Source organism: Cryobacterium psychrotolerans, assembly GCF_900101115.1.
In the GTDB taxonomy this organism is placed as follows: Bacteria; Actinomycetota; Actinomycetes; order Actinomycetales; family Microbacteriaceae; genus Cryobacterium; species Cryobacterium psychrotolerans.
In genome coordinates, this window is record NZ_FNFU01000014.1 from 1 (window position 1) to 25212 (window position 25212).

The 25212-nt window shown below is 69.9% G+C and carries 15 protein-coding genes, 1 tRNA gene and 2 pseudogenes; 9 read left to right on the forward strand and 9 right to left on the reverse strand.

What is annotated here, in order from left to right; translation table 11 throughout:
* The 3 genes and pseudogenes from BLQ39_RS15990 to BLQ39_RS11425 all read right to left on the reverse strand — a co-directional run.
* Positions 1 to 300 (reverse strand): annotated as a pseudogene (locus tag BLQ39_RS15990) (hypothetical protein); the annotation flags it as partial.
* 150 nt (positions 301 to 450) lie between these two features.
* The gene (locus tag BLQ39_RS11420; protein WP_092324108.1) at positions 451 to 1989 is read right to left on the reverse strand and encodes an aminopeptidase P family protein; all 1539 of its coding nucleotides are present in this window, start codon (positions 1987 to 1989) and stop codon (positions 451 to 453) included.
* Between the two features lie 198 nt (positions 1990 to 2187).
* Positions 2188 to 3249: an endonuclease/exonuclease/phosphatase family protein gene (locus BLQ39_RS11425; RefSeq protein WP_092324109.1), complete on the reverse strand. Its 1062-nt coding sequence runs from the start codon at positions 3247 to 3249 to the stop codon at positions 2188 to 2190.
* A 78-nt stretch (positions 3250 to 3327) separates the two neighbouring features.
* On the opposite strand from BLQ39_RS11425, the gene BLQ39_RS11430 reads away from it, so the two are divergent.
* Entirely contained in the window at positions 3328 to 4197 is an 870-nt protein-coding gene (locus BLQ39_RS11430) for a PHP domain-containing protein (protein WP_092324111.1), read from the forward strand.
* A gap of 373 nt (positions 4198 to 4570) precedes the next feature.
* On the opposite strand, the gene BLQ39_RS11435 is transcribed toward BLQ39_RS11430, so the two are convergent.
* Positions 4571 to 6112: a DEAD/DEAH box helicase gene (locus BLQ39_RS11435; RefSeq protein WP_092324112.1), complete on the reverse strand. Its 1542-nt coding sequence runs from the start codon at positions 6110 to 6112 to the stop codon at positions 4571 to 4573.
* A 172-nt stretch (positions 6113 to 6284) separates the two neighbouring features.
* Between BLQ39_RS11435 and BLQ39_RS11440 the strand changes: the two genes are divergently transcribed.
* Entirely contained in the window at positions 6285 to 7001 is a 717-nt protein-coding gene (locus BLQ39_RS11440; protein WP_092324114.1) for a ferritin-like fold-containing protein, read from the forward strand.
* Between the two features lie 58 nt (positions 7002 to 7059).
* Here the strand turns inward: BLQ39_RS11440 and BLQ39_RS11445 are convergent, their stop codons facing one another.
* On the reverse strand, positions 7060 to 7368 hold the full coding sequence (locus tag BLQ39_RS11445; protein WP_092324115.1) for a hypothetical protein: 309 nt from the start codon (positions 7366 to 7368) through the stop codon (positions 7060 to 7062).
* 8 nt (positions 7369 to 7376) lie between these two features.
* On the reverse strand, positions 7377 to 7601 hold the full coding sequence (locus BLQ39_RS11450; protein ID WP_092324117.1) for a DUF3107 domain-containing protein: 225 nt from the start codon (positions 7599 to 7601) through the stop codon (positions 7377 to 7379).
* Positions 7602 to 7699: 98 nt separating this feature from the next.
* On the opposite strand from BLQ39_RS11450, the gene BLQ39_RS11455 reads away from it, so the two are divergent.
* Together BLQ39_RS11455 and BLQ39_RS11460 are read left to right on the forward strand one after the other, a co-directional pair.
* A complete protein-coding gene (locus tag BLQ39_RS11455) occupies positions 7700 to 10948 on the forward strand; it encodes an ATP-dependent helicase (protein WP_092324118.1) in 3249 nt (1082 codons plus the stop codon).
* Complete coding sequence (locus BLQ39_RS11460; protein ID WP_092324120.1) at positions 10945 to 14397, forward strand: ATP-dependent helicase; 3453 nt, start codon at positions 10945 to 10947, stop codon at positions 14395 to 14397. Before BLQ39_RS11455 ends, BLQ39_RS11460 begins: the two co-directional genes overlap by 4 nt.
* On the opposite strand, the gene BLQ39_RS11465 is transcribed toward BLQ39_RS11460, so the two are convergent.
* A complete protein-coding gene (locus tag BLQ39_RS11465; RefSeq protein WP_092324121.1) occupies positions 14298 to 15551 on the reverse strand; it encodes a phosphotransferase in 1254 nt (417 codons plus the stop codon). The genes BLQ39_RS11460 and BLQ39_RS11465 overlap by 100 nt on opposite strands.
* Before the next feature lie 115 nt (positions 15552 to 15666).
* On the opposite strand from BLQ39_RS11465, the gene nudC reads away from it, so the two are divergent.
* Positions 15667 to 16650 carry an NAD(+) diphosphatase gene (gene nudC / locus BLQ39_RS11470; RefSeq protein WP_092324123.1) on the forward strand — a complete coding sequence of 328 codons (984 nt, stop codon included), beginning with the start codon at positions 15667 to 15669 and terminating at the stop codon, positions 16648 to 16650.
* The gene (locus BLQ39_RS11475; protein WP_092324124.1) at positions 16647 to 18362 is read left to right on the forward strand and encodes an ATP-dependent helicase; all 1716 of its coding nucleotides are present in this window, start codon (positions 16647 to 16649) and stop codon (positions 18360 to 18362) included. The genes nudC and BLQ39_RS11475 overlap by 4 nt, the downstream gene beginning before the upstream one ends.
* Before the next feature lie 7 nt (positions 18363 to 18369).
* Here the strand turns inward: BLQ39_RS11475 and BLQ39_RS16160 are convergent.
* Positions 18370 to 19146, reverse strand: a pseudogene (locus BLQ39_RS16160) (TOMM precursor leader peptide-binding protein); the annotation flags it as partial.
* A 186-nt stretch (positions 19147 to 19332) separates the two neighbouring features.
* Positions 19333 to 20688, reverse strand: a complete 1356-nt coding sequence (locus BLQ39_RS11485) for a zinc-dependent metalloprotease (RefSeq protein ID WP_422386380.1) — start codon at positions 20686 to 20688, stop codon at positions 19333 to 19335.
* Positions 20689 to 20820: 132 nt separating this feature from the next.
* On the opposite strand from BLQ39_RS11485, the gene BLQ39_RS11490 reads away from it, so the two are divergent.
* The 3 genes from BLQ39_RS11490 (at position 20821) to BLQ39_RS11500 (ending at position 25175) form a co-directional block, all read left to right on the forward strand.
* Positions 20821 to 21924, forward strand: a complete 1104-nt coding sequence (locus BLQ39_RS11490) for a YlbL family protein (protein ID WP_092324127.1) — start codon at positions 20821 to 20823, stop codon at positions 21922 to 21924.
* Between the two features lie 114 nt (positions 21925 to 22038).
* Positions 22039 to 24939 carry a UPF0182 family membrane protein gene (locus BLQ39_RS11495; protein ID WP_241982933.1) on the forward strand — a complete coding sequence of 967 codons (2901 nt, stop codon included), beginning with the start codon at positions 22039 to 22041 and terminating at the stop codon, positions 24937 to 24939.
* Positions 24940 to 25101: 162 nt separating this feature from the next.
* Positions 25102 to 25175 (forward strand) — tRNA-Met (locus BLQ39_RS11500).
* Positions 25176 to 25212: the final 37 nt, after the last annotated feature.

Sequence of the window (25212 nt, forward strand, 5' to 3'; positions counted from 1 at the left end):
CCCGTTCCGATGACCGATCTGGATCATCCCCCGCTCGAATTTGGTCAACGACCGATACCGCCGAGGGACCCCACCCTGCTCGACGGCGGGCCACTCGTCCGGGACGTGCTCCGAGGCATCAGGAGCGATCTTGAGGCGTGACCGGGCATGTCGAAGAGGCATTCCGACAGACTGCCGCCACCACACCGTCGCCGTGTTGACCGACGCGCCCACACTGGCGCCCGCTTCTCGCAAACCCACCCCCGCGCACACCAAGTCAACGAACTCATCACGAGCAGCCTGCGGAAACAACTTGACCATAAAACGCTCCATCAATCAGAGCGTTGCTTTGACCCTATGACTTTGCCCGCCTGGGAAGGTGCCAAACTCACAGTTCGGCGTGTCGGGGTCGGGCGCGACTAGGACGCGCGACTAGGACGCGCGACTAGGACGCACGACTAGGACGCGCGACTAGGACGTGAGGGTGGCGATCCAGGTCTCGACGTCGGCGGCGGTGCGCGGGATCGCGGCGGAAAGGTTCTCCGCACCGTCCGCGGTCACGACGATGTCGTCTTCGATCCGCACGCCGATGCCGCGGTACTCGGCGGGAACGGTGAGATCGTCCGACTGGAAATACAGGCCTGGCTCGATGGTGAACACCATGCCGGCTTCGATCACGCCGTCCATGTACATCTCGCGCCGCGCCTGCGCGCAGTCGTGCACGTCGAGACCGAGGTGGTGGCTCGTGCCGTGCACCATGTAGCGGCGGTGGTGGCCGTTCTCGGGCTGCAGCGCCTCCTCGGCAGTGACCGGGAGCATGCCCCACTCGGCGGTGCGGCGGGCGATGACGGCCATTGCGGCGGCGTGCACTTCTCGGAACACGATGCCGGGGCGGACGACGGCGAAGGCGGCATCCGCTGCCTCGAGCACGGCGTCGTAGACGCGGCGCTGCACCTCGCTGAAGCTGCCGTTGACCGGCAGGGTGCGGGTGATGTCTGCGGTGTAGTAGCTGTCGAGTTCGACGCCGGCGTCGAGCAGGATCATGTCGCCCGGCACGACGGGGCCGTCGTTGCGGGTCCAGTGCAGGATACAGGCGTGCGGGCCGGAGGCCGCGATCGTGTCGTAGCCGACCGCGTTGCCGTCGACCCGGGCGCGCGTGTTGAACACGCCTTCCACGAGGCGCTCGCCGCGCTGGTGCGTGCTCGACCGGGGCAGGTCACTGATGACGTCGTCGAAGCCGCGCCCGGTGGCCGCGACGGCGAGGCGCATCTGCTCGATCTCGTACGAGTCCTTGACGAGGCGCAGCTCCGACAGGTCGCGGGCGAGCTGCTTGTCCGGGTCGTGCTCGGCGTTGACCTCGAGGCTGAACGGCGAGTCGGAGGCGTTCATGCTGAGCACCTTGTCGGCGGCGAACCGGAGGCGGGCCTCGTCTACTTCTTCGGTGAATTCGGGATCCGCGCCGCGTACGACGAGGGTCTCGCTGTCGACGGACCGGAGCACGGACTCGAGCTCGGCGATGCCGCGCACGGCCAGGCCGAGGTCGGCCGAAACCTGCTCGATCGACGGCCGCGGGCCGATCCAGAACTCGCCGATCTCGGCGTTGGCATAGAACTCGTCGGAGTCGCGACCCGCAGCCTCGCGGAAGTACAGGGTCGCCTCGTGGCCGGCGGCGGTCGGCTCGAGCACGAGCACGGCGCCGGGCTCGGCGTCGGCGCCCCAGCCGGTGAGGTGCGCGAAGGCCGAGTGGGCACGGAAGGCGTAGTCGGTGTCGTTCGAGCGCTGCTTGAGACGACCGGCGGGGACGACCAGGCGCTGTCCCGGGTACAGCGCGGACAGGCGTGCGCGGCGGGCCGCGGCAAACGGAGCCTGCTCCCGGGCCGTGGGGACCGCGTCAGTGCGGTCCGCCCACTGGCTGGAGATATATGACTTGAAGACGTCCGAATTCGGTGTGGTGGAGCGGTTCTCGTTCGAACGGGGGACGGGGGTGATCACAGTGTCGGTAGAGGCCATTGCGCCATTCTCCCACTGCTCGTCGCGCATCCGCTGAGCGCGGGCCCGTCCTCGGCTCGTGCCTCCGCTCGTTCCTCTCGCCGAACTGTGAGTTTGGCACCTTCGTGGCCGTCGGGAAGGTGCCAAACTCACAGTTCGGCGGCATAGGAGGCGGCGGCGGCGGCGCGGCGGCGGCGGCGCGGCGCGGGGACGCGCGGGTCAGGGGGCGAGGGAGAGGGTGGCGACGATCGGACGGTGGTCGCTGCCGGAGGCGTCCCGCGAGCCGATCACGCTCATGCTGTCGACCTGCCAGTTCGGGGTCGTGAGCACGTGGTCGATGGGGCTCCCCAGCAGCTTCGGCGCTGAGGCCGGCCAGGTGCCGACGGCCGCAGATCCGGCCGACAACGCGGCATCCCGGCAGTCGCCCAAAACGGCCGAGTCGACCGGAGCCCTACCGGCCATGTGGTCGATCGTCGCGTTGAAATCCCCGGCCATGATGATGTCGTCGCCGGTGCACTGGGTGGCCAGCCAGTCCAGGTCGGAGCGCCAGTTCGACATTTCGAACTGGATCGGCGAGACGGCGTGCACGGCGATCACCGTCGGTCCCTTCCCGTCGGTCGGGGCGGCGACGACGGTCGGCAGCACGTTGGTGTTGCCCGGCGGGCCGGAGCCCGCGGCGCTGGTCACCTCGTAGTCGCCGAGTTCCGGGCTGATCAGCAGCGTCGTCGATCGCGCCTTCGAGACGAGGTCGAAGGCGACGGTGTGCACCCACATCGGCCGCCCGCTGACGCGCATCGCCTCGGCGATGGCCACACCGGTCTTCTCGGTCGTCTCGGGCAGGGTGAGGATGTCGGCATCCTGCTCGAGGGCCAGCTTCGCGATCTCCTCGGCCCCGGGCGCGTCCCCGAGGGTGTTCCAGCTGAGCACGGTGACGCGCTGGGCCGTGCCTGCCTCCTCGGCCGGAGACCTGGTCTCGGCCGCGGCCGGCACCGCGGCATCCGGTCCGATGCCCCGCGAAGCCACAATGGCGAGGTTCGCAACGCCGAACACGAGGAGGGCCGCCACGAGCAGCCCGGCCAGGGCGCGCAGGGGGCGGAAGAGCATGATCAGCAGCAGTACGACCACGAGCGCGGCCGCGCCGACGAGCATGAGGCCGCGCAGCGACACCGCGTGGGCGATGATCCAGGTGTTCTGCAGCCCGAAGAATTGCGGCCAGCTGAGGATCAGCAGGGCGACGGAGGCCCCGATGACAATCAGGGCGCTGAGGAATCGGGTAGGCATGGCCTGTTCAGGCTAGGCGAGATTGCTGGAAGTCGGCTCAGCCACGCCCCGGCCGTCCCGCCCAACTAGCATGGGGGCATGGCAGGCGAGCGGCGTTTCAGGGGTCCCATCGACCTGCACACCCACTCCAGCGTCTCGGACGGCACGGAGTCCCCGTCCCAGTTGATCCGGGCGGCCGCGGCGGCCGGCCTCGGCACGGTCGCGCTGACCGACCACGACTCGACCGCCGGCTGGCCCGAGGCCGCTCGGATGGCCGGCGAAGTGGGCATCACGCTCATCCGCGGCATGGAGTTCAGCACCCGCGAGCGCTTCACCAGCGTGCACCTGCTGGCTTACCTGTTCGACCCGTCGGATGCCGGAATCGTTGCGGAGACGGCACGGATCCGCGCGGCGCGACTCACCCGGGCCGAGCAGATGGTGGAACGGATCGGGGCCGACTACGAGCTGACCTGGGACGATGTCCTCGCGCAGACGACGGAGGGCGCCACGGTCGGCCGACCGCACATCGCCGACGCGCTGGTCGCGCGCGGCCTGGTCCTCACTCGCAGCGAGGCCTTCGCCGGCATCCTGCACTGGGAGGCCGGGTACTACCAGCCGCACTACGCTCCCGATCCGCTCTTCGCGATTCGCCTGGTTCGGGCGGCCGGCGGAGTACCGGTGCTCGCGCATCCGGCGACGCGCGGGTTGGCGCACATGCTTCCGGAGAAGCGGCTCGCGGAAATGGTCGAGGCGGGGCTGTTCGGACTCGAGCTGGAGCACCGGGAAAACGAGCCGGCTGCCAAGGTGCGCCTGTACGAGCTGGCGGCCAAGTACGGACTGGCCGTGACCGGGTCGAGCGACTACCACGGCACCGGCAAGCCGAACCGGCTGGGCGAGAACACGACGTCGTCCGAGGTGCTCGAGCAGATCATCGAGCAGGGAACGGGCACCCCGCCGATCTACGGCTGACGCGGTCGCCCGGCCGCGCGCGTCACCATCCGTTGAGATGCGGAGAAAGTACCTTCGTTGGCGCTGGGAAGGTACTTTGTCCGCGACTCAGTTTCGTTGCGCTGGCGGATGCGCGAGTGCTGCTGCACTCTGCCTGCTGCCCGCTGCCTGCTGCCTTCAGTGTCGTCAGCCCGCGCGCAATGGGTCGCGAGGTGTCTCAGGGTTGAGATGCGGAGAAAGTACCTTCGTTGGCGCTGGGAAGGTACTTTGTCCGCGACTCAGTTGCGCGGCGGGTGCGGGTGCGGGTGCGGGTGCGGAGAAACCACCCTCCCTGGCGCCGGGAGGGTGGTTTCTCGCAACTCAGTTGCGGCTGGGTGAGGGAGAGACGGCCGGTCTAGACCGCGCCGGTGCTGCCGGCCTGCGGCGAGCGGCGACGGCTGCGGCTGCGGCGGCGGGGAGCGCTGTTGCCGTCGTGGTGCTCGGCGCCTCCGCCATCGTGGGTGCCGGCCGCCGGCGTGGCCGCGGGGGCATCCGGGTTGGTGCTGCTGCTGACCCTGGTGCGGGTGCGGGGCGGACGGCCGCCGGCCACGTCGCCGGAGCGCCCGTGGTCTGAACGGCCTGAGTCGGAACGGCCCGAGTCGGAACGGCCCGCACCGGCGGAGCGACCGGCGCCACCGGAGCGGCCCGCGCCACCGGAGCGGCCGGAGTCCGAGCGACCCCCAGCGGCGCCGGCGACGACCTCCTTGATCGGGGTGGCCCGCAGGCGGCCCTTGGAGCCGACCGGGATGTTCAGGTCGGTGAAGAGGTGCGGCGAGGACGAGTACGTCTCCATCGGCACGGGGGTGCCGAAGTCGAGCGCCTTGTTGATGAGCGTCCACTTGTGCATGTCGTCCCAGTCGACGAAGGTCACGGCGATGCCGGTCTTGCCGGCGCGGCCGGTGCGGCCGACACGGTGCAGGTACGCCTTGTCGTCTTCGGGGATGGTGTGGTTGATCACGTGGGTGACGTCTTCGACGTCGATGCCGCGGGCGGCGACATCCGTGGCAATCAGGATGTCCTTCTTGCCGGCCTTGAACGAGGCCATGGCGCGTTCGCGCTGTTCCTGGTTCAGGTCGCCGTGCACGGCGGTGGCGTTGAAGCCGCGGTCGCCGAGCTCCTCGACGAGCTTCGCGGCGGCGCGCTTGGTGCGGGTGAAGATGACGGTCTTCCCGCGGCCGTCGGCCATCAGGATGCGGCCGATCACCTCGTCCTTGTCCATGTTGTGCGCGCGGTAGACCAGGTGCTCGATGTTGGCCTGCATCAGGCCTTCGTCGGGGTCGGTGGCGCGGATGTGGATGGGCCGGTTCATGAAGCGGCGCGCGAGGGCGACGATCGGGCCGGGCATCGTGGCCGAGAACAGCATGGTGTGGCGGGTGGCCGGGGTCTGGGCGAAGAGCTTCTCGATGTCGGCGAGGAAGCCGAGGTCGAGCATCTTGTCGGCCTCGTCGAGCACCATTTCCTGCACGTTGGCGAGGCTCAGCAGGCGCTGGCTGGCGAGGTCGAGCAGGCGTCCGGGGGTTCCGACGACGATCTGCGCGCCGGCCTTGAGGGCCTCGATCTGGCCTTCATAGGCCTTGCCGCCGTAAATGGAGACGATCGTGGTGTCGCGGTTCTTCGCGGCGAGCTCGAGGTCTTCGGAGACCTGCACGCACAGCTCGCGGGTCGGCACGACGACGAGCGCCTGCACTCCGGGCGCCGGGCTCCGGCCGAGGCGCTGGATGAGGGGGAGGCCGAAGCCGAAGGTCTTGCCGGTGCCGGTCTTGGCCTGGCCGATGATGTCCTGGCCGCTGAGGGCGAGGGGGATGGTCTGCACCTGGATGGGGAACGGTTCCAGGATGCCCTTGTCGGCGAGAGCCTGAACCATGTCCTGATCGATATTGAGTTCGGAGAAAGTCACGAATGTATGCCTGTCATTAGCTTGAAGCGGGATGCGCCCGTCTTTTGCTTCAGGCGCACTGCCACCGATCCATGCCGATGGCGTGAGTCCAGCTTACCGGGCGGCCGCTGGGAACCGGCCTTGACGGGGCTCCGGCGCTGCGCGGCGCGTCGAGCTGTCCTAAGCTGAGCCCGTGATCTCGTGGTTTGGTAAGCGTCCGAAGCGGTCGGAGACACCCCGGCTGAGCGCCCGCAGGGTGAAGCAGTCGACGACGAAAGTCGACATCAGCGACCTCACGCCGCGGGTGATGCCCTACCTCGGCCAGGCCGCCTACTTCGAGCTTGCCGTGTTCGAGAGCCTCGCCTCCGCGGTCGCAACCGCGCCGGACCTGGCAGCGAGGGAGGGCCTGAGCGCCGCAGCGGGCCGCGCGCTCTCCAAGCACCACGGCCTGATCAACGAGATCCGCCGGCGCGGAGGCGAGCCCGCCGTGGAGATGGGCCCGTTCGCGCCCGCGCTCGACCTCTACCGACAGAAGACCACCGGCGCCGACTGGCCCGAGGTGCTGCTCAGCTGCTATCTCACCGGCGGACTGCTCGACGACTTCTTCATCCGGCTGGCCGACGGATTGCCCGGCGACGTCGGCCCTCGGATCGCGCACCTGCTCGGCGAGGATGCCGGCACCGAGGTGCTCGTGCACGAGCTCAAGGCTGCGATCAATGCTGATCCGACCCTGGCCTCACGCCTGGCCATGTGGGGTCGACGGCTCGTGGGGGACACCCTGCTGGTCGCTCGGTCGGCGATGGCGTTGTCGTCCGCATCGGGCACCGAAGAGTCCCGGATCGAGCCGGTCTTCACCGAACTCATCGCGGCGCACACCCGCCGGATGGACGGGCTGGGACTCACGGCCTGACCCGCCGGTCGAAAGCCTGACGCGCCGACCGAATGCCTGACGCGCCGCCCGGAATAACTCAGGCGGTGTGCGCAGCCTCGGCCGTCGTAAGGCGCTGCTGCATTTCCCGGTCGGCGTGTTCGCGCCGTCGGTGCAGCACGATGTCCACCGCGACCGAGGCCGTGGCCGACAGGCCGAGGGTGACCCACCAGATCCAGCCACCGTCCCAGTTCCAGCCGAGCCAGGTCAGGGCGACCCAGACGACGGATGCGACAATCGTTCCGACCGCGGGCACCAGCACGGCCCCGTGGAAGTCACGACCGGGCAGAAGGTACCGTGCGGCCAGCCCGAGAATGGCCCCGCCGAGGGCCACGAACAGGAGTTCCACGGCTGCTGCTAGGCGACGAAGCCGACGCGGCGCGAGGTCTCAGAGCCCAACTCGACATAGGCGAGGCCGATCGTGGGAATGATGTAGACCTTTCCCTTGTCGTCGGAGAGCTTCAGGTAGCCGGTGGACCCGGCGAGAGCCTTGGTCACCGTTTCCTCGATCTCGGCCGCCGGCTGCGATGTCTCGAAACCGATCTCACGGGGAGAGTTGAAGATGCCAATACGGATATCCACCAGATGCGCCTTTCGTAGCCTGTCCGCCCAGAGTACGACAGAACGCCCGGCCGCCCCGCCACCGTTCACTGTCGGCGGAACCCGCTAGCTTTGAATTCGTGACCACCCCAGGATTCGAGCGCCGTACCGACCCCGATCCCTCGGCCGACGCCCACCACCTGGACGACACCCAGCGGGCCGTCCTCGACATCGCCGACGGGGCATCCGCCGCCGTGATCGGGGCCCCCGGAACCGGCAAGACGACCGCGCTGGTCGAGCTCGTCGCGGACCGCGTGCTCCGGCGCGGGTACTCGCCGAGCGAGGTGCTCGTGCTGGTTCCGACGCGCTCCGGCGCCACCTCGCTCCGCGATCGCCTGGCCCTGCGGCTCGGCGTGCCCACGAACGGCCCGCTCGCCAGGACCGCCAACTCGCTCGCCTTCCAGATCGTGCGGGACGCCGAGGCGCGCGCCGGTGGCACGGCCCCTACCCTCCTCACCGGCGGTGAGCAGGACCAGATCATCGCCGAACTGCTCGCCGGCCACCTCTTCGACGGCACCGGCCCGAACTGGCCCGACCCGCTCGGGCCGGAGGTCAGGCGGTTGCGCGGCTTCCGCACCGAACTGCGCGATCTGATGATGCGCGCCGTGGAATACGGCGTGACCCCGGCGCGGCTGGCCGCCCTCGGCCACGGCGCCGATCGGCCGGAATGGGTGGCGGCTGCGGAGTTCATCCGCGGCTATGAAGAGGTGAAAGACCAGACCCGGCCGGGGCAATACGACTCCACCGAACTCGCCCAGTACGCGGCGGCGGTCGTGCGGGGCGTCCCTCGGGTCAACGCGCGAACCGGGGCACCCGGGGCGCTCGGCGCCCTGGACGGGCTGCGCCTGATTGTGCTCGACGACGCGCAGGAGACCACGCAGGGCACGCTCGCGCTGCTGGCCGAGTTCGCCGCGCGCGGTGTCGCCGTCGTCGCGTTCGGCGACCCCGACATCAGCACCGGCTCCTTCCGCGGCGCCCACCCGGATGCCCTCGGCCGGCTCGGCGCGTACCTCGGCCTCGGCACGGTCCAGACCCTCACCCTCGGCCACGTGCACCGTCACGGCGCTGCCCTTCGGGCGGTCGTGCACGAGATCACCGGACGGATCGGAGCCGCGGCCGCGGGAACCCAGCGCTCCGTGCTGCTCAGTCCGGCAGCGCCTCACCCGCAGCCGCAGCCGCACCCGCTTCCGGCCCCGCCCGCGCCGGCCGTGCAGTCCGCCATCGCCGCCAGCCCGGCCGAGCAGCTGGCGGTGATCGCCCGCCGGCTGAGGGAGCGCCACGTGATCGGTGGCGTCCCGTGGGGGCAGATGGCCGTGATCGTGCGCACCGGCTCGCTCGTCCCTGCACTCTCCAAGGGACTGGCCGCGCTCGAGGTCCCCACCCAGGTTGCGACGGCGCAGACCGCCCTCCGCGACGAACCCGCGGTCAGGGCGTTCATCCTCGCCCTCGAGGTGACGCTCGGCCGTCGGCCCCTCGATGCGGATGCGGCGGCCGACCTCCTCCGCGGACCGCTCGGCGGCCTCGACCCGATCACCCTGCGGCGGCTGCGGGCGGCGCTCCGCCAGCAGGCGCTGGGGTCCGACGACGAACGCCCCGACAACGAGCGCAGCCCCGACCACCTGCTCGTCGAGGCGCTCACCGTGCCCGGCGCGCTCGCGCTGATCGACAACCGCACCGCCCGCAAGACCGCCGCTTTCGGCGAGAGCCTGCGCACGGCCGCCGCCGAGTATCGTTCCGGCTCGACCATCGAAGAACTCCTCTGGGGCCTGTGGCAGCGCAGCCGCCTGGCCGACACCTGGTTCGACCAGTCGGCCGGCACCGGGATCGTCGCCGATGAGGCCAACCGCAACCTCGACGCTGTTGTGGCCCTCTTCGCCGCGGCCCAACGGTTCGTGGAGCGCACGCCGGCTGCCCCGCCGGTGCTCTTCCTCGAACACCTCGTCGACACCGACGTGCCGGAAGACACGCTGGCGCCCCGGGCCCTCGGCGACGCGGTCGTCGTATCCACTCCCAGCGCGACCATCGGCCGGGAATTCGAGGTGGTCGTGCTCGCCGGCCTCCAGGAGAACGTCTGGCCCGACCTGCGCATCCGCGGTTCCCTGCTGGGAGCCGGCGAGCTGCCCGCCGCGGCCGGCCACCAGAACCCCGACCCTGACCCCCGCCGGGCGGTGCTGCACGACGAGCTGCGCATGTTCGCCCAGGCCGCGTCCCGGGCCAGGGGAGAGCTGCTCCTGACCGCGGTCGACGACGAAGACCACCAGCCGTCCGCGTTCGCCACCCGGCTGCTCGAGCGGCTTCTCCCCGACCCGAAGACGGAGGCCGACGCGCTCAGCCGGTACCCGCTGTCCCTGCGCGGCATGGTCGGCCGGTTGCGGAGCGAGCTGACCGGCACGCTGCGCCGAGCGGCGAACCCCGACGAGCTGACCAGCCGACGGGCGCAGGATGCCGCGGCGACCCTGGCCCGCCTCGCCCGGGAATCGGTCGCCGGCGCCGACCCGCTCGAGTGGTACGGCATCCGGGAGCAGAGCACATCCCGCCCGCTCAACGACCCGGATGCCGGCGACGGTCCGGTGCGCGTCTCCCCGTCGAAGATGTCCGCCGTCGAGACCTGCCCGCTGCACTGGATGATCGGCCAGGTCGGCGGCGGAGGCGGCAGCACGGCAGCCAACCTCGGCACGATCATCCACAAGGTCATGGAGGACGCCACCGACATCAGCCCGGAGTCGCTGTGGAACGACGTCGAGGCCCGGTGGGGGGAACTGGTCTTCGACGCCGACTGGCAGTCGCGGCTGCAGAAGCTCGAGGCCCGCACCCTCGTCGACCGGCTCGCCGCCTACCTCCGCGACGCCGGGCGGGCCGGAACCACGCTGCTCAGCGCGGAGGGCCGGTTCACCCTCGAGGTCGGCGGGGCGGTGCTGTCCGGCACGGTCGACCGGGTCGAGCAGCTCAGCGACGGACGAGCCGTCATCGTCGACCTGAAGACCGGAAAGGGCGACCCCATCGCCGACGCCGGGGTGGCCGAGCATCCCCAGCTCGGCGCCTACCAGCTCGCCTTCCATGACGGCGCGATCGCCGGCATCCCGCCCGGCACCGAGCTGGCCGGCGCCCGGCTGCTCATCGTGTCCTCCGGCACACAGAAGCAGAACTACCGCAATCCCACCCAGCAGGCCTTCACCCCGGAGCAGATCGAGACGTTCCGCACCCGAGTCGGCGACGACGCGAAGGTCATGGGCGGCGCCGTCTTCCTCGCCGAGATCGCCAACCACTGTCTCGACCCCTGGTCCTTCGGGTCCTGCCGCATCCACGTCATCAAGCAGGTCAGCTCATGAATCCCACCATCCCGCCCTCCGTCTCGGCCGTGCAGATCGCCGAGGCGCTGGCGAAGCCGACGCCGACCCCCGAACAGCAGGCCGTCATCCAGGCGCCCCTCGTGCCCACCCTCGTCGTCGCCGGCGCCGGCAGCGGCAAGACCGAGACCATGGCCAACCGGGTGCTCTGGCTGCTCGCCAACGGGCATGCCACCCCCGACCAGATCCTCGGCCTCACCTTCACCCGCAAGGCGGCGGGGGAGCTGGCCGAACGCATCAACCTGCGCATCGCGCAGCTCGACAAGGTTGGCCTGATGCCCCGGCCCGCCGGCATCGTCGGCGACGGTGTTTCCCGCGACTCCTCCGACCTGTTCGACACGCCCACGGTGTCGACGTACAACTCCTTCGCCAGCCGCCTGTTCAGCGACAACGCCCTCCTGCTCGGCCGGGAGCCGGAATCGGTGCTGCTCTCGGAGACCTCCGCGTGGCTGCTGGCCCGGCGCACGGTGATCGAGCACGGCGACGACCGGCTCGTGCCGTTCGGCAAGAACCTCGACACGGTGACGGATGCCGTGCTGCGGCTCAGCCGGGCGCTCGCCGAGAATCCCGCGCCGTTCGTCCCTGGCGAGCCGGCCGGGTCGCACGACCTCGCCGGGCTGGCCGCCGGCTTCGACTACCTGCCGGACCTCCCGTACGGGTCCGCGGCCAAGAAGAAGCCCTACGACTCGGTGACCGGCTCGCTCGCGGCGGTCGCCCCGCTGCCGGTGCTGGCCGAACTGGCCGACCGCTACCAGCTCGAGAAGCGGCGCCTCGGCCTGATCGAGTTCTCCGACCAGGTCGCCCTCGCCCTGCAGGTGTGCCGGAAGGTGGCCGGCGTCGGGGTCCGCGCCCGCGACCAGCACCGCATCGTGCTGCTCGACGAATACCAGGACACCTCCGTGCTGCAAACAGAGCTGCTGCACACGCTCTTCGCCGACCATCCGGTCATGGCCGTCGGCGACCCCCACCAGTCGATCTACGGCTGGCGCGGCGCCAGTTCGGCGAACCTGCTCGGCTTCCGCGCCGACTTCAACCGTGCCGACCGTGCCGACCGTGCCGACCGTGGCGACGGTGCCGACCGTGCCGACCGTGCCGACCGTGCCGACGCCGGGCCGGGCAGCCGCCCGTCCATGTCCCTCTCCTACACCTGGCGCAACCCGGCCTCCGTCCTCGACGCCGCGAACACCCTGGTGGCGCCGCTCAGCGAGGCGCTCCGGGCCAGGCCCGGCGGCATCCAGGTGGAAACCCTCAAGGTGCCCGGCGGCAAGGAGGCCGGACGGGTCGAAGGCCTCATGCTCGAGACCATGGCCGAGGAGGCCGACCACGTCGCCCGGTGGTTCGCCGCCCGGCTCGACGGCGGATCGCGCTCGGGCGCCATGCTGTTCCGGGCCAGGCGCGACATGGAGTTCTTCGCCGAGGTGCTGCGCGCGAACGGCGTCAAGGCGCACGTGCTCGGACTCGGCGGCCTGCTCTCGACCCCGGAGGTCGCCGACGTGGTGAGCGTGCTCCGCGTGGCGCACGACCCCTCGGCGGGCAGCGAACTGGTGCGTTTGCTCAGCGGTGGCCGCTGGCGCATCGGCCCGCGCGACCTCCAGGCGCTCGCCGGGGTCGCGTCCTGGCTCGCTTCCCACGACTGGGCGCAGAAGGCGGTCAGCGACGAGCTGAAGGCGAAGATCCGCGCATCCGTCGCCGGCGACGACGTGAGTTCCCTCGTCGATGCCCTCGATTTCGTTGCGACCGCCTCCGAAACGCACGGCCAGCTCGCCGGTTTCAGCGAGGAAGGCCGTGGTCGCCTGCGCGAGGCCGGCCGGCAACTGGCCTGGTTCCGCTCCCGGGCCGGGCTGCCGCTGCTCGATTTCGTGCGGCTGATCGAACAGGAGACGCTGCTCGACGTCGAGCTGGTGGCCAACGAGTCGCACGGCCGCGGGCTGGCGAACCTGTACGCCTTCCACGACACCGTGACCGCCTTCCTCGACAGCGACGAGCAGGGCACCCTGGGCAGCTTCCTGCGCTGGCTGGCGCGCGCCGAACGGCAGGATGACCTGGGCCCCCGCGGCGAGGCGTCCGAGCCGGGCACCGTGCAGCTACTCACCGTGCACGGCGCCAAGGGGCTCGAATGGGACTTCGTCGCCATCCCCAACCTCACCGAGAACAGCCTGCCGGCCAAGGCGAAAGAGGGGGCCGGCTGGCTCCGCTTCGGCGAGCTGCCCTATCCGATGCGCGGCGACAGGGCAGAGCTGCCGGAATTGCTCCACTCCGGCCACGAAACCCAGAAGTCCTTCGACACCGAGTTCGCCCGGTACAAGGCCGAGCTCGGCGACCGGCACGCCGCCGAGGAACGGCGCCTCATCTACGTTGCGACGACGAGGGCCCAGCGGGAGCTGCTGCTCACGGGCTCCTTCTGGGGCGGCGGCTTGACCATCCGGAAGCCCAGCCGCTTCCTCGTCGAGCTCTCCGACGCCGGGCTCATCGAGCCCGTCGCCGCGGACAGCGCGGACTCCGAGAAGCCCGAGGCGGCCGGCGTTGGCCGGGAGTCGTGGCCCTTCGACCCGCTGGGCACCCGCCGACCGTTCGTTGAGGCGGCGGCCGACCTCGTGCGCGGCGCCAGGGACTCGGGCCAGGACCGCCCCACGATCTGGTCGCGCGACGTCACCCTCCTGCTCGAGGAACGGGCGCTGCGGCAGGCGGGGGCCGGTGTCATGGCGCTCCCCACGCGCATCCCGGCGTCTCGGTTCAAGGACTACCTCGACGACCCCGCCGCCGTTGCCGCCGGGCTGCGCCGGCCCATGCCGGAGAAGCCCTACCGCGCGACCCGCCTGGGCACCCTGTTCCACTCGTGGGTGGAACGCCGGGCCGGCGGGGTCGGCTCCGGCGACCTGGTCGATGCGGGCCCGCAGGAACTCGACCTGGATTTCGACCTGGATTCGGGCCTCGATGGCGCCGGAGACGGCGACCTCGACAGCGCCACCGGATCCGTTAACGATGCGGCGCTGGCCGAAGAGCAGCAATTCGAGCGGTTCAAGGCCACCTTCGAGCGGTCCCAATGGGCCGGGCGGAAGCCCGAAGAGGTGGAACTCGAGATCCACCACGTCATGTGCGGCCAGGTGTTCATCTGCAAGCTCGATGCCGTCTACCGCACCGAGACCGGCTACCAGGTCGTCGACTGGAAGACCGGCAAGGCTCCCCGGAACGCCGCCGACCTCGAACTCAAGCAGACCCAGCTCGCCCTCTACCGCCTCGCCTACGCGCGCTGGAAGGGGATCGACCCGGAACTGGTCGACGCCGTCTTCTACTTCGTCGCCGACGACACCATCGTGGTGCCGCACAGGCTCTACTCCGAGGAGGACCTCGTGTTGGCCTGGTCGTCGGTCGTGGCGCCGATGTCGACGGGTCCCGTCGCCGCCTCCGAGTCGTGGAAGAGGCGCGGCTGATCGATCGCGCCCGTATCGGCCGAGTCGTTCCGGCCGGAATTGTCCCGGGCGCCGTTGTCTCGGGCGCCGCGGTCGGATTCGCCGTCGTCGAACTCGCTCTTCCGGAACTCCGACAGGTCGTAGGCGTCGGTCTGCATGGCCGATCCGTTGCCCGGGCGGGGCTCGCCCCGCGGCGTCGACCGCAGCATCGATTCGACCGCTGACAGGTCCAGGACCGGGGCGGTGGCCGGGGACAGCGGATGCATCGTCTGGCTGTGCACGTTTTCGACCAGCCCGTCGAGCATCGCCACGGCATCGTCAACGATGGCCTGGTTGCGGGTCGCGGTGCCGTGCAGCAGCCACCGCGCCAGTTCCATCTCCGCGTACAGCATCGCCCTCTGGGTGATCCGCGAGTCGCTGCCCTGCCGGGCGGTGGAGTAGGCGCTCATCGCGGCCTCCGCTTCCCTGCCTCGCGCGGCCAGAAGCCAGTGCAGGTCGCGAGCGGGATCGCCGACGCTGAGTCCGGCCCAGCCCAGGATGCCGGACACGGCATCGTCGGTGATCAGGAAGGATTCGGCCGACAGGGAGCCGTGGATCACGGTCGGCGGGAACTGCCAGAGCGCCTCATCGTCCGTGGCCTGTTCCCACCGGCGCAGGATGGCGGCCGGGAGGTAGCCCGTGTCCGAGGCACGGTCAATCACGTCGATGGCGGCGGCCCGACACTCCGCTGCGGTCTGTTGCGGCAGGCCCGCGGTGCCGACGAACGCGGTCGGCAGGCCATGGATCGCCGCGATCGCGCGGCCGATCGAGCCCGACACCCCGGCATGCCCGGTCAGGGCATCCGCGTCGAAGGTGTCACCGGCGAGCAGTTCGTAGACGACCGCGCGGGTTCCGCCGGCCGGCGCCTGGCCGACGAACTGGGGCACGTCGAAGGGGAGGCGGCTGCGGTTGCCGATGGTCAGCGCGCGCAGGGCGACGAGATCGGCCGACTGCTCGGTTTCGGCCGCCTGGGACCTGGGAACGCGGATGATCAGCCGGCGGCCGTCACGGCCGACGAGCAGTGCGGAATCGAAGCGACCGTGCGAGCGAAGACTGTGCGCGCGGGCCTGGGCGACGTCGAGTTCCGCAACAGCGGAGGTGGCCAACGCGGCTAGAGTGAGGGGGGATCTGGCCATGCCTTCTAGGTTAGGTCGACTTCCGTCCGGCGTCACCGATCGCCACGCCTGCACGCGACTTCACAGGTTGCCGAGATCGGGCCGAAATCCGTTGCCAGACCCGGAGAGGTTGTCCATGTCGTTCGCCTTCACGACTCGGTTGCCGCTGTCCCGACACGCGGTCGACCGGGACCATTCGGCGCGCGCCAACCCCGAACTGTTTGACGCACTGTGGGCGGATGCCCGCACCCGCGTTGTCGCGCTGTGGAACGGCAAGGCTCTGATTGCAGGGCGGGGCGAGCACGAAAGCGGCGACGACGTCCCCCGGCTCGCCCTGCTCGCGCCCGACCGGCTGCCGCCGAGCGAGCTGCGCATCTACCTCGGGCTCTCCCTCGACGACAGTTCGGCCGAGCCCGTCGGCACGCCGCTGGTCGCCGCGCAACTCGGCGATGACGCGGCGCGGGCGCTCGAGCCCGACGAGTCTCGCTGGGCGAGCCTCCGGGAGCTGGCGACATCTCTGTCCGACCGGGACGCCGGGGCGTTCGCCGAGGCGCTCGGCCTGCTCAACTGGCACAAGTCGCACACGCACTGCCCGCGCTGCGGCACCGCCAGCACAGTCGAAGACAGCGGCTGGACGAGGCGCTGCCCGACCTGCGGCAGCCAGGTCTTCCCCCGCACCGACCCGGCGGTGATCGTGCTGATCACCGACTCCGCCGATCGCATCCTGCTCGGCTCGAACGCGATGTGGGAGAACAACCGGTACTCCCTCCTGGCCGGCTTTGTCGAACCGGGAGAGTCGCTCGAGGCGGCCGTCATCCGGGAGATGTTCGAGGAAACCGGACTGCGGGTGACCGATCCGGTCTTCATGGGCTCGCAGCCGTGGCCCTTCCCGGCCTCGCTGATGTGCGGTTTCACCGCCCGCCTCGACGACGGCCAGCACGCCGACGGGCTGCTCCCCGACGGCGAGGAGATCCTCGAGCTGCGCTGGTTCAGCCGCGACGAGCTCCGCGCGTCCACCGGCACGGTCGTGCTGCCCGGCCCGTCGTCGATCGCCCGCGGCATGCTCGAGCAGTGGCTCGGCGAACCGATCGCCCCCGGGCCTGACTGGGTGCGCGGATGACCCTGACCCCCGAGTCGCTCCTCGCCGGGCTCGATGAACAACAGCGCGTGGCCGCCGAGGCCCTGATCGGGCCGGTGTGCATGCTCGCCGGGGCGGGAACGGGCAAGACGCGCGCGATCACCCACCGGATCGCCTACGGCGTCATGACCGGCGCGTACGCGCCCAACCGGGTGATGGCGCTCACCTTCACCTCTCGCTCCGCCTCCGAACTGCGCGGCCGGCTGCGCCAGCTGGGCGCCGGCGGAGTGGCCGCGCGCACGTTCCACTCGGCCGCGCTGTCCCAGCTCAACTACTTCTGGCCGCACGTCGTCGGTGGGCAGGCCCCGCGCATCCTCGACGGCAAGGGTCGTCTCCTCGGGCACGCCGCCGAATCCCTGAAGCTGAAGCTCGACACGGCCACCCTCCGCGACCTTGCGGCGGAGATCGAGTGGCGCAAAACCTCCGGGCTCAGCATCGAAAAGTACGGCTCCGGCTCGCACACGCGCAGCCTGCCCGGGCGGCTCGACCTGGGCCAGGTCGTCGCCATGCAGGAGGCATACGAGCACCTCAAGGACGGCCGCAAGCAGATCGACTTCGAGGACGTGCTGCTGGCGATGGCCGGCATGATCGAGTCGGAGGCATCCGTCGCCATGCAGGTGCGGGAACAGTACCGGTTCTTCGTGGTCGACGAATACCAGGACGTGTCGCCGCTGCAGCACGACCTGCTGGCGCTCTGGCTCGGCGATCGCCGCGACCTCTGCGTCGTCGGCGACGCCAGCCAGACCATTTACTCCTTCGCGGGCGCGCGCAGCGACTACCTGCTCGACTTCCCCAGGCGCTACGAGGATGCCACGGTGGTGCGCCTCGAGCAGAACTACCGGTCGACCGCGCCGATCGTCGCCACCGCCAACCAGCTCATGCGCGGGCGGCCGGGCGCGCTGTCACTGCACGCCGCGGTGACCGAGGCCGGCGCAGAACCGTCCGTCCGCGAGTACTCGAGCGACATGGCCGAGGCCCGCGGCGTCGCCCAGCACATCGTCGAACTGATCGAGGCCGGCACACGGCCCGAGAATATAGCCGTGCTCTACCGGGTGAATGTGCAGGCGGCGGCACTCGAGACGGCCCTCGGCGACGTCGGCGTGAGCTACCAGATCCGCGGGTCCAAGCGGTTCTTCGACCTCCAGGAAGTCAAGCAGGCGGTGATGTCGCTGCGCGCGGCATCCGTTTCGATCGTGGGTGAGCCGCTGTTCAAGTCGGTCAGCGACGTGTTGCGCTCGCTCGGCTGGAGCCACTCGGCGCCCGAGGCGCCCGGTGCGGTGCGCGACCGGTGGGAGTCGCTCAACGCGATCATGGGCCTCGTCGACCAGTCCCCGCCCGGCACCACCTTCCGCCAGTTCACCGACGAGTTGATGGAACGCCAGGCCGGCCAGCACGAGCCGACCGTGGCCGCCGTGACGCTCGCCACCCTGCACTCGGCCAAGGGGCTCGAATGGGACGCGGTCTTTCTGGTCGGCCTGTCCGAGGGGCTCGTGCCGATCAGCTACGCCGGCACGTTCGAGGAGGTCGACGAGGAGCGCCGCCTGCTGTACGTGGGAATTACGCGGGCACGGCGGCGGCTGGCGCTGAGCTGGGCGGCATCGGGACTGCAGCAGCGATCCCCGCGAGAACGGTCACGTTTCCTGGCAGAGATCGGCATCCGCACCGCTCGTGCGGCCGGTGCTCGCGGCGCCTGACCTCACCGGTTTGGGCGTCCAGGGCCAGTGAGGCGCTCCAGAGTTCGGAGCGGCCGCCGGCCAGGCGGTCCTGCACGAGTCCGGCCACCCGGGCGGCCACGTCGATGCTCGCCCGTGCGGACTCGGTCGGCGCCTCGCGGCCGAGGAGCTGGCTGGCCATCGCCGGCCAGGCCCGGTCGGCATCGACCCGGTCCAGTTCCAGGCAGTACAGGCACGGCCCGCTGCCCGGCTCGACAAGCGGTCCCACCCGCACCTCACCGTCGCTGAACACGACCGGCAGGTGCGGAATGTCGCGGCGCAGCCAGCGCCGGTGACGCGCCGGCTCGAGCACGTAGTGCCCGACGACGATGGCCAGGGCGGGGTCGGCGTCGGTCAGCCGGGTCGGGATGCCGAGGTCGCCGAGCAGCCCGCGGATCCGATCGGCGGTCGGGCCGGATCCGTCGACGCAGACGGTCCCATGGACCGTTGGCGCCCTCGGTCCGGGTGCCGTGGCCGCGGGGGCCGGGAGCGCCCTCGGTCCCGGCGCCGCGGTTGCCGGCACCGTGGTTTCCAGCACCGGACGCAGCCGGCGCAGGAAGGCGGCGGTGTCGGCGGGGGAGGCCCCGGCCCGACTGCCGAGCATCACCGCGCCGTCCTGGGGCACGCCGCCGCGGAGGGCAGCGAGCACATGTTCCTCAGCCCGGGTGATGCCGGGCAGCACGAGCAGGGCGCGGTCGACGCCGAACTGGATGGTGTCGGGGGAGCGCCACACCAGCGGGTAGCGCGGATTCAGTCGGATAACCATCCGCAGATGATGCCTCACCCGCGCCGACCCGCGCCAGATCCATCCACACCCCAGCCGGCCCGCTCGCCGAACTGTGAGTTTGGCACCTTCCCGAGCCCAACGAAGGTGCCAAACTCACAGTTCGGCGAAGAGAAGTCGGAGAGAAAAGAGACGTCAAAGAGCGAAGCGAGACGGGGAGGGAGAGGGTTACGCCTCGTGCGGACGGTCGGTGCCGTCGTCGCGGAGGAGGTCCTCCAGCGCCTGGTCTATCTCGTCGAGGACCGGGGGCGCGCCGGCGGCCGTGCTGGTCAGGCGCTCGACCAGGACCTTCGGGTCGTCGAGGTCGGCCGAGGAGGGAACGATGTCGGGGTGCGCCCAGAGCGAGTCGCGCGCCTCGTTGCCGACGGCATCCGTCACGGCCTGCCACATCGCGGCCGCCTCGCGCAGCCGGCGCGGCCGAAGCTCGAGCCCGACGAGCGTCGCGAAGGCGGACTCCGCAGGCCCGCCGGAGGCCCGGCGGCGCTTGACCATCTCGGCGATGGCATCCGCCCTCGGCAGCCGGCTGGTCGCTTCGAGGGTGACGACGTCGACCCAGCCTTCGACCAGGGCGAGCATCGTTTCGAGGCGGGCGAGCGCGGCGAGCTGTCCCTCGGTCTTCGGCGGGATCAGGGACCCGTTGACCATCGCCTCGCGCAGTTCCTCCGGGTTCGTCGGGTCGAAGCCCTCGGCGAGGTCCTGCAGGCGCTCGGAGTCGATGCGGATGCCGTGGGCGAAGTCGGTGATCGAACTGATCAGGTGCAGGCGCAACCACCGGGCGTGCCGGAACAGGCGGGCGTGCGCGAGTTCGCGCACGGCCAGGTAGATCTGCACCTGGTCGGCGGGCACATCGAGCCCTGCGCCGAATTCGGCGACGTTCTGGGGGAGCAACGCGGCCTGCGAATCGCTGAGCAGCGGAATGCCGACGTCACCGCCGGAGACCACCTCGCTGGCGAGCTGGCCGACGACCTGGCCGAGCTGCATCGCGAAGAGTGTGCCGCCGATGCTGCGCATGACCTGGCTGGCGTTGGCGATCATGCCCTGGAGTTCCTCCGGAGCCTGCTCGGTGAGCACGCGGGTGAGCGAATCGGAGATGCTGGTCGCGACCGGCTCGGCGAGCTGGCTCCAGATCGGCATCGTGGCGGTGACCCACTCCTTGCGCGTCATCAGCTTGGGCTCCGTCGTCAGCTCGGCCACCGAGATGACGTCGTCGAGCCACAGCGCGGCGATGTGGAAGGCCTGGTCGAGCTGCGTGCGCTGCTCGGGCGTCGTGGTGACCTGCCCGGCCGCCGCGCGATCCTGACCCTGTTTGAGTGCCACGTCCGAGCTGATGCCGCCGCCGCCCCGCAGCGCGCCCTGCAACTGGCTCATCAGTGCGGCGACGCTCGCCGGGTCGCTGGGCAGTCCTGCTGCGCCGGCCAGCTGGCTGGGGTCCATGGAGGACGCGCCCGACAGGATGTCGCGCAGCATGTCTTTGAATTCGTCTTCGGGATTCTGACCCTCGTCGGGTCGTGAGTCGTCGGCCACTTCAGGCCCCTCTCAGTTGCTTGCCTCTACGCTATCCGGAGAACCACCGGCCGCAACTGGGAAATGACCTAGGCTGTTGGGTCCGGTGTCCGCCTGTCGCGAACATCCCCCCGAACTCACGGAAGGTGCCCGTTGGCCCTCTTCGGCGCTAGCCCGATTTCCCCCGCGGTTCGCACCCGGCGCGCCGGGAAAGCGGGCTGGACGGTGCTCGGGATCGCCTTCGCGTCCGGCGTCGTCCTCGGCGTCGTCCCCGCTCCGTACGCGATCGAGAAGCCCGGGCCGGTCTACAACGCGCTCGGCACGGCGGACCACGACGGCAAAGAGATCCCGCTGATCACCATCCCTGATCAGAAGGTGTACCCCACCGACGGCCGCCTCGACCTGCTCACCGTCTCCCTGGTCGGCGATCCCGAGAACCGGCCGAGCTGGCTGGAAGTGACGGGCGCGTGGCTGGACCCGAGCTCGGCCGTCATCCCGATCGACGAGGCGTTCCCGGCCGATGTCACCACCGAACAACGCGATGCCGCCAACCAGGCCGCGATGGTCGACTCCCAGCGGGATGCCGTCGCCGCCGCGCTCACCCACCTCGGCTACGACTACCCGAGCAAAATCTCCGTGGTGTCGTTGCCGAAGAACTCGCCGGCCGCCGGAGTGATGAAGGCGGATGACCAGGTCGTCTCGGTCAACGGCGAAGTCGTCGCCAATGTCACGGAGCTGCGCCAGGCGCTGAAGACCGGCGGCGCCGGCACGGAGGCCAACCTCGGCATCATCCGCGACGGCGAGGAGGACACGGTGAAGGTCACGCCGATCGATGCCAACGGCGCCGTTGTCATCGGCATCAACGTCCGCATGGATTACGAGTTCCCGTTCGAGGTGCAGATCCAACTCGACCGGGTCGGCGGGCCGAGCGCCGGGATGATGTTCTCCCTCGGCATCATCGACAAGCTCACTCCCGGCGCCCTCCAGGGCGGGGCGGATGTCGCGGGCACCGGAACGATCGACCAGTCCGGCCAGGTCGGCCCGATCGGCGGCATCCGGCAGAAGCTGTACGGCGCGAAGAACTCCGGCGCCGAGTGGTTCCTCGCCCCCGCCGACAATTGCGGCGAGGTCACCGGGCACGTGCCCGACGGGCTCACGGTGTTCGCGGTGGAGACCCTGGACGATTCCCTGGCCGCGCTGGACGCCATCCGCACCGACGCCGACACCAGCGATCTCCCCACCTGCCCGGCCGGGTGAGCTCCGCGGAGCCTGACGTCCGCAGCCTGCCCTCAGCGAACACGCAGAGTTCTCTCGGTGGGGCTTGTCTAGGATGGAGTCTGTCCCCTATCACTAAGAGCAAGAGGCCAATTCGTGACGTCATCGCCCGCCGCCGCAAGCGCTCCCCGACGCGGTAGAGCGCCCCTCGCAATCACCGCTGCGATCATCGCGGGGCTGGTGGTGCTGTTCTTCATCTTCGCGGGCCTCTACGCCGACGTGCTCTGGTTCGACCAGCTCGGATTCCTCAGCGTGCTCACCACCCAGTGGCTGGCCGGAACGGCCCTGTTCCTGATCGGGTTCGTCGCCATGGCGGTCCCGGTGTTCGTGAGCATCCAGCTTGCCTACCGGCTGCGCCCGGTCTACGCCAAGCTCAACTCGCAGCTGGACCGCTACCAGCAGGTCATCGAGCCGCTGCGCCGCCTCGCCATGTTCGGCATCCCGGCACTGCTGGGACTGTTCGCCGGTGTGGCCGCGTCCACGCGCTGGCAGCCGATCCTGATGTGGCTGAACCGCACCGAGGTCGGCCGCAAGGACCCGCAGTTCAACCTGGACATCTCGTTCTACCTGTTCGACCTGCCGTTCTACCAGGCCGTGCTCGGCTTCGCGTCGGCCGTCGTGCTCATCTCCGGACTCGTTGCGATCGCAACCAGCTACCTCTACGGCTCCATCCGGATCAGCGGCCGCACGGCCCTCGTCTCCAAGTCGGCGCGCATCCAGATCGCCGTGACCGCCAGCCTCTACCTGCTCATCCAGGCCGTGAGCATCTGGCTCGACCAGTACTCGACGCTGACCGACGCGGGGGAGCTCATCACGGGCGCCGGCTACACGGAAGTGAACGCCACCATCCCCGGTCGGGCGATCCTCGCCGGCATCGCCGCGGTCGTGGCCGTGCTCTTCCTGGTGACCGCGATCATCGGACGCTGGCGCCTGCCCGTCGTCGGCACGGCCCTGCTGATCGTCAGCAGCCTGTTGATCGGTTCGCTGTACCCGTGGGTCATCCAGCGGTTCCAGGTGGTCCCCAGCGCCAAGACGCTGGAGGAGCCCTACATCGACCGCAATATCGACCTCACCCGGGATGCCTATGGCGTGGCCGATGTGAAGGAGATCCCGTACAACGCGACGACGGATGCCGAGCCGGGCGCCCTGCGCGCCGACGCGGAGACCACGGCCAACATCCGCATCCTCGACCCTGCCCTCGTCACGGACTCGTTCGCCCAGCTCGAGCAGTTCAAGCAGTACTACAAGTTCCCGGAGAACCTCGACGTCGACCGGTACACGATCGACGGCAAGTCCCAGGACGCCGTTGTCGCCGTGCGTGACCTCAACCTCGCCGGCCTCGGGGCCGGTGACACCTGGGTGAACTCGAAGACGGTCTACACGCACGGCTACGGCATGGTCGCCGCCTTCGGCAACCAGCGCTCGGCCGACGGCCAGCCCGTGTTCATGGAATCGGGCATTCCCACTGCCGGTGCGCTCGGCAAGTTCGAACCGCGCGTGTACTTCGGAGAGAGCTCTCCGGCGTACTCCATCGTGGGCGCCCCGGAGGGCACCAAGCCGGTCGAGCTCGACTATCCGTCCGGAACGGACGGCGCCCAGCAGACCTACACGACATTCGACGGTGACGCCGGGCCCAAGCTCGACAACGCCTTCAACAAGCTGATCTTCGCCCTCAAGTTCCAGTCGGAGCAGATCTTCCTAGCCGACTCGGTCAACGAGAAGTCCCAGATCCTCTACGACCGCGATCCCGTCGATCGCGTGCAGAAGGTCGCGCCCTACCTGACGGTCGACTCCGACGCGTACCCGTCGGTCGTCGACGGCCGGGTCAAGTGGATCGTCGACGCGTACACGACCTCCGCCGACTACCCGTACTCGACCCACGTCGGCCTGAGCGATGCGATCACCGACACGGAGACGCCGGCGCAGCCGTTCGCGCTCGACCAGATCAACTACATGCGCAACTCGGTCAAGGCCGTCGTCGACGCCTACGACGGTTCGGTCACGCTGTACGCCTGGGATGCCAAGGAGCCCATCCTGCAGACCTGGCAGAAGATCTTCCCGTCGACGGTCAAGCCGATGAGCGAGATGAGCGGCGAGCTGATGAGCCACGTGCGCTACCCGGCCGACCTGTTCAAGGTGCAGCGGGAGATCCTCGGTCAGTACCACGTGACCGAGCCGGGATCGTTCTACTCCAGGGACGACGCCTGGATCACGCCGGACGACCCGCAGTCCTCGGCCAGCAACCCGACGCTGCAGCCTCCGTACTACCTGACCATGCAGATGCCCGGGCAGGACAAGCCCTCGTTCTCGCTGTACTCGACCTACATCCCGGACGCGACCGGCGCCACGAGCCGCAGCGTGCTCACCGGCTACCTCGCCGTCGATGCGGATGCCGGTGCCGAAGACGGCAAACGCGCCGCGGGCTACGGAGCCCTCCGGTTACTCACCCTGCCCAAGGAAGACACCGTTCCCGGCCCCGGCCAGGTGCAGAACAAGTTCAACGGTGACCCGTCGATTTCCGCCCAGCTGAACCTGCTCAAGCAGGGCCAGTCCAAGGTGCTCAACGGCAACCTGCTCACCGTTCCCGTCGGTGGCGGCCTGCTGTACGTGCAGCCCGTTTACGTGCAGTCGACCGGTGAGACGAGCTACCCCCTGCTGCAGAAGGTGCTCGTGGCCTTCGGCGATGAGATCGCGTTCGAGGACACGCTCGATGAATCCCTCGACGTGCTCTTCGGAGGCGACTCGGGTGCCACCGCCGGCGACACGGATGTTCCGCCGACGACCACACCGCCGGCAGACGGCGAAGAGACTCCGCCGAAGTCCTCCACCGGTGACCCGGCGACGGATGCCGAGCTGAAGTCGCTGCTCCAGGTCGCCAAGCAGGCTCTCGTCGACAAGCAGGCCGCCCTTGTCGCTGGTGATTTCGCGAAGTACGGCGCCGCCGACAAGCGGCTCAACGACACCATCGCCAAGATGCTCGCCCTGCTCGGCCAGTAGGCCGCACCGCCCGAACCTCGCCGACCTGGATGGTTCCGGTCGAGTTTGCCCCGCACACCGGGCAAACTCGACCGGAACAGCCAAAGTCGGTGGGGGAATCCGCTCGAATCGGCCCGCTCGGTTCGACCCGGGTTCGGGGCTGTGGTAAGTTAGTTCTTGTAGCGCGGGGTGGAGCAGTTCGGTAGCTCGCTGGGCTCATAACCCAGAGGTCGTAGGTTCAAATCCTGCCCCCGCAACAAAGTAAACCCCCGGAATCATTGCGATTCCGGGGGT

Coding starts and splice junctions, on each gene's coding strand:
- BLQ39_RS11420 (WP_092324108.1), bottom strand. CDS start 1,989: ATGGCCTCTACCGACACTGTGATCACCCCCGTCCCCCGTTCGAACGAG.
- BLQ39_RS11475 (WP_092324124.1), top strand. CDS start 16,647: ATGACCCTGACCCCCGAGTCGCTCCTCGCCGGGCTCGATGAACAACAG.
- nudC (WP_092324123.1), top strand. CDS start 15,667: ATGTCGTTCGCCTTCACGACTCGGTTGCCGCTGTCCCGACACGCGGTC.
- BLQ39_RS11425 (WP_092324109.1), bottom strand. CDS start 3,249: ATGCCTACCCGATTCCTCAGCGCCCTGATTGTCATCGGGGCCTCCGTC.
- BLQ39_RS11430 (WP_092324111.1), top strand. CDS start 3,328: ATGGCAGGCGAGCGGCGTTTCAGGGGTCCCATCGACCTGCACACCCAC.
- BLQ39_RS11460 (WP_092324120.1), top strand. CDS start 10,945: ATGAATCCCACCATCCCGCCCTCCGTCTCGGCCGTGCAGATCGCCGAG.
- BLQ39_RS11465 (WP_092324121.1), bottom strand. CDS start 15,551: ATGGCCAGATCCCCCCTCACTCTAGCCGCGTTGGCCACCTCCGCTGTT.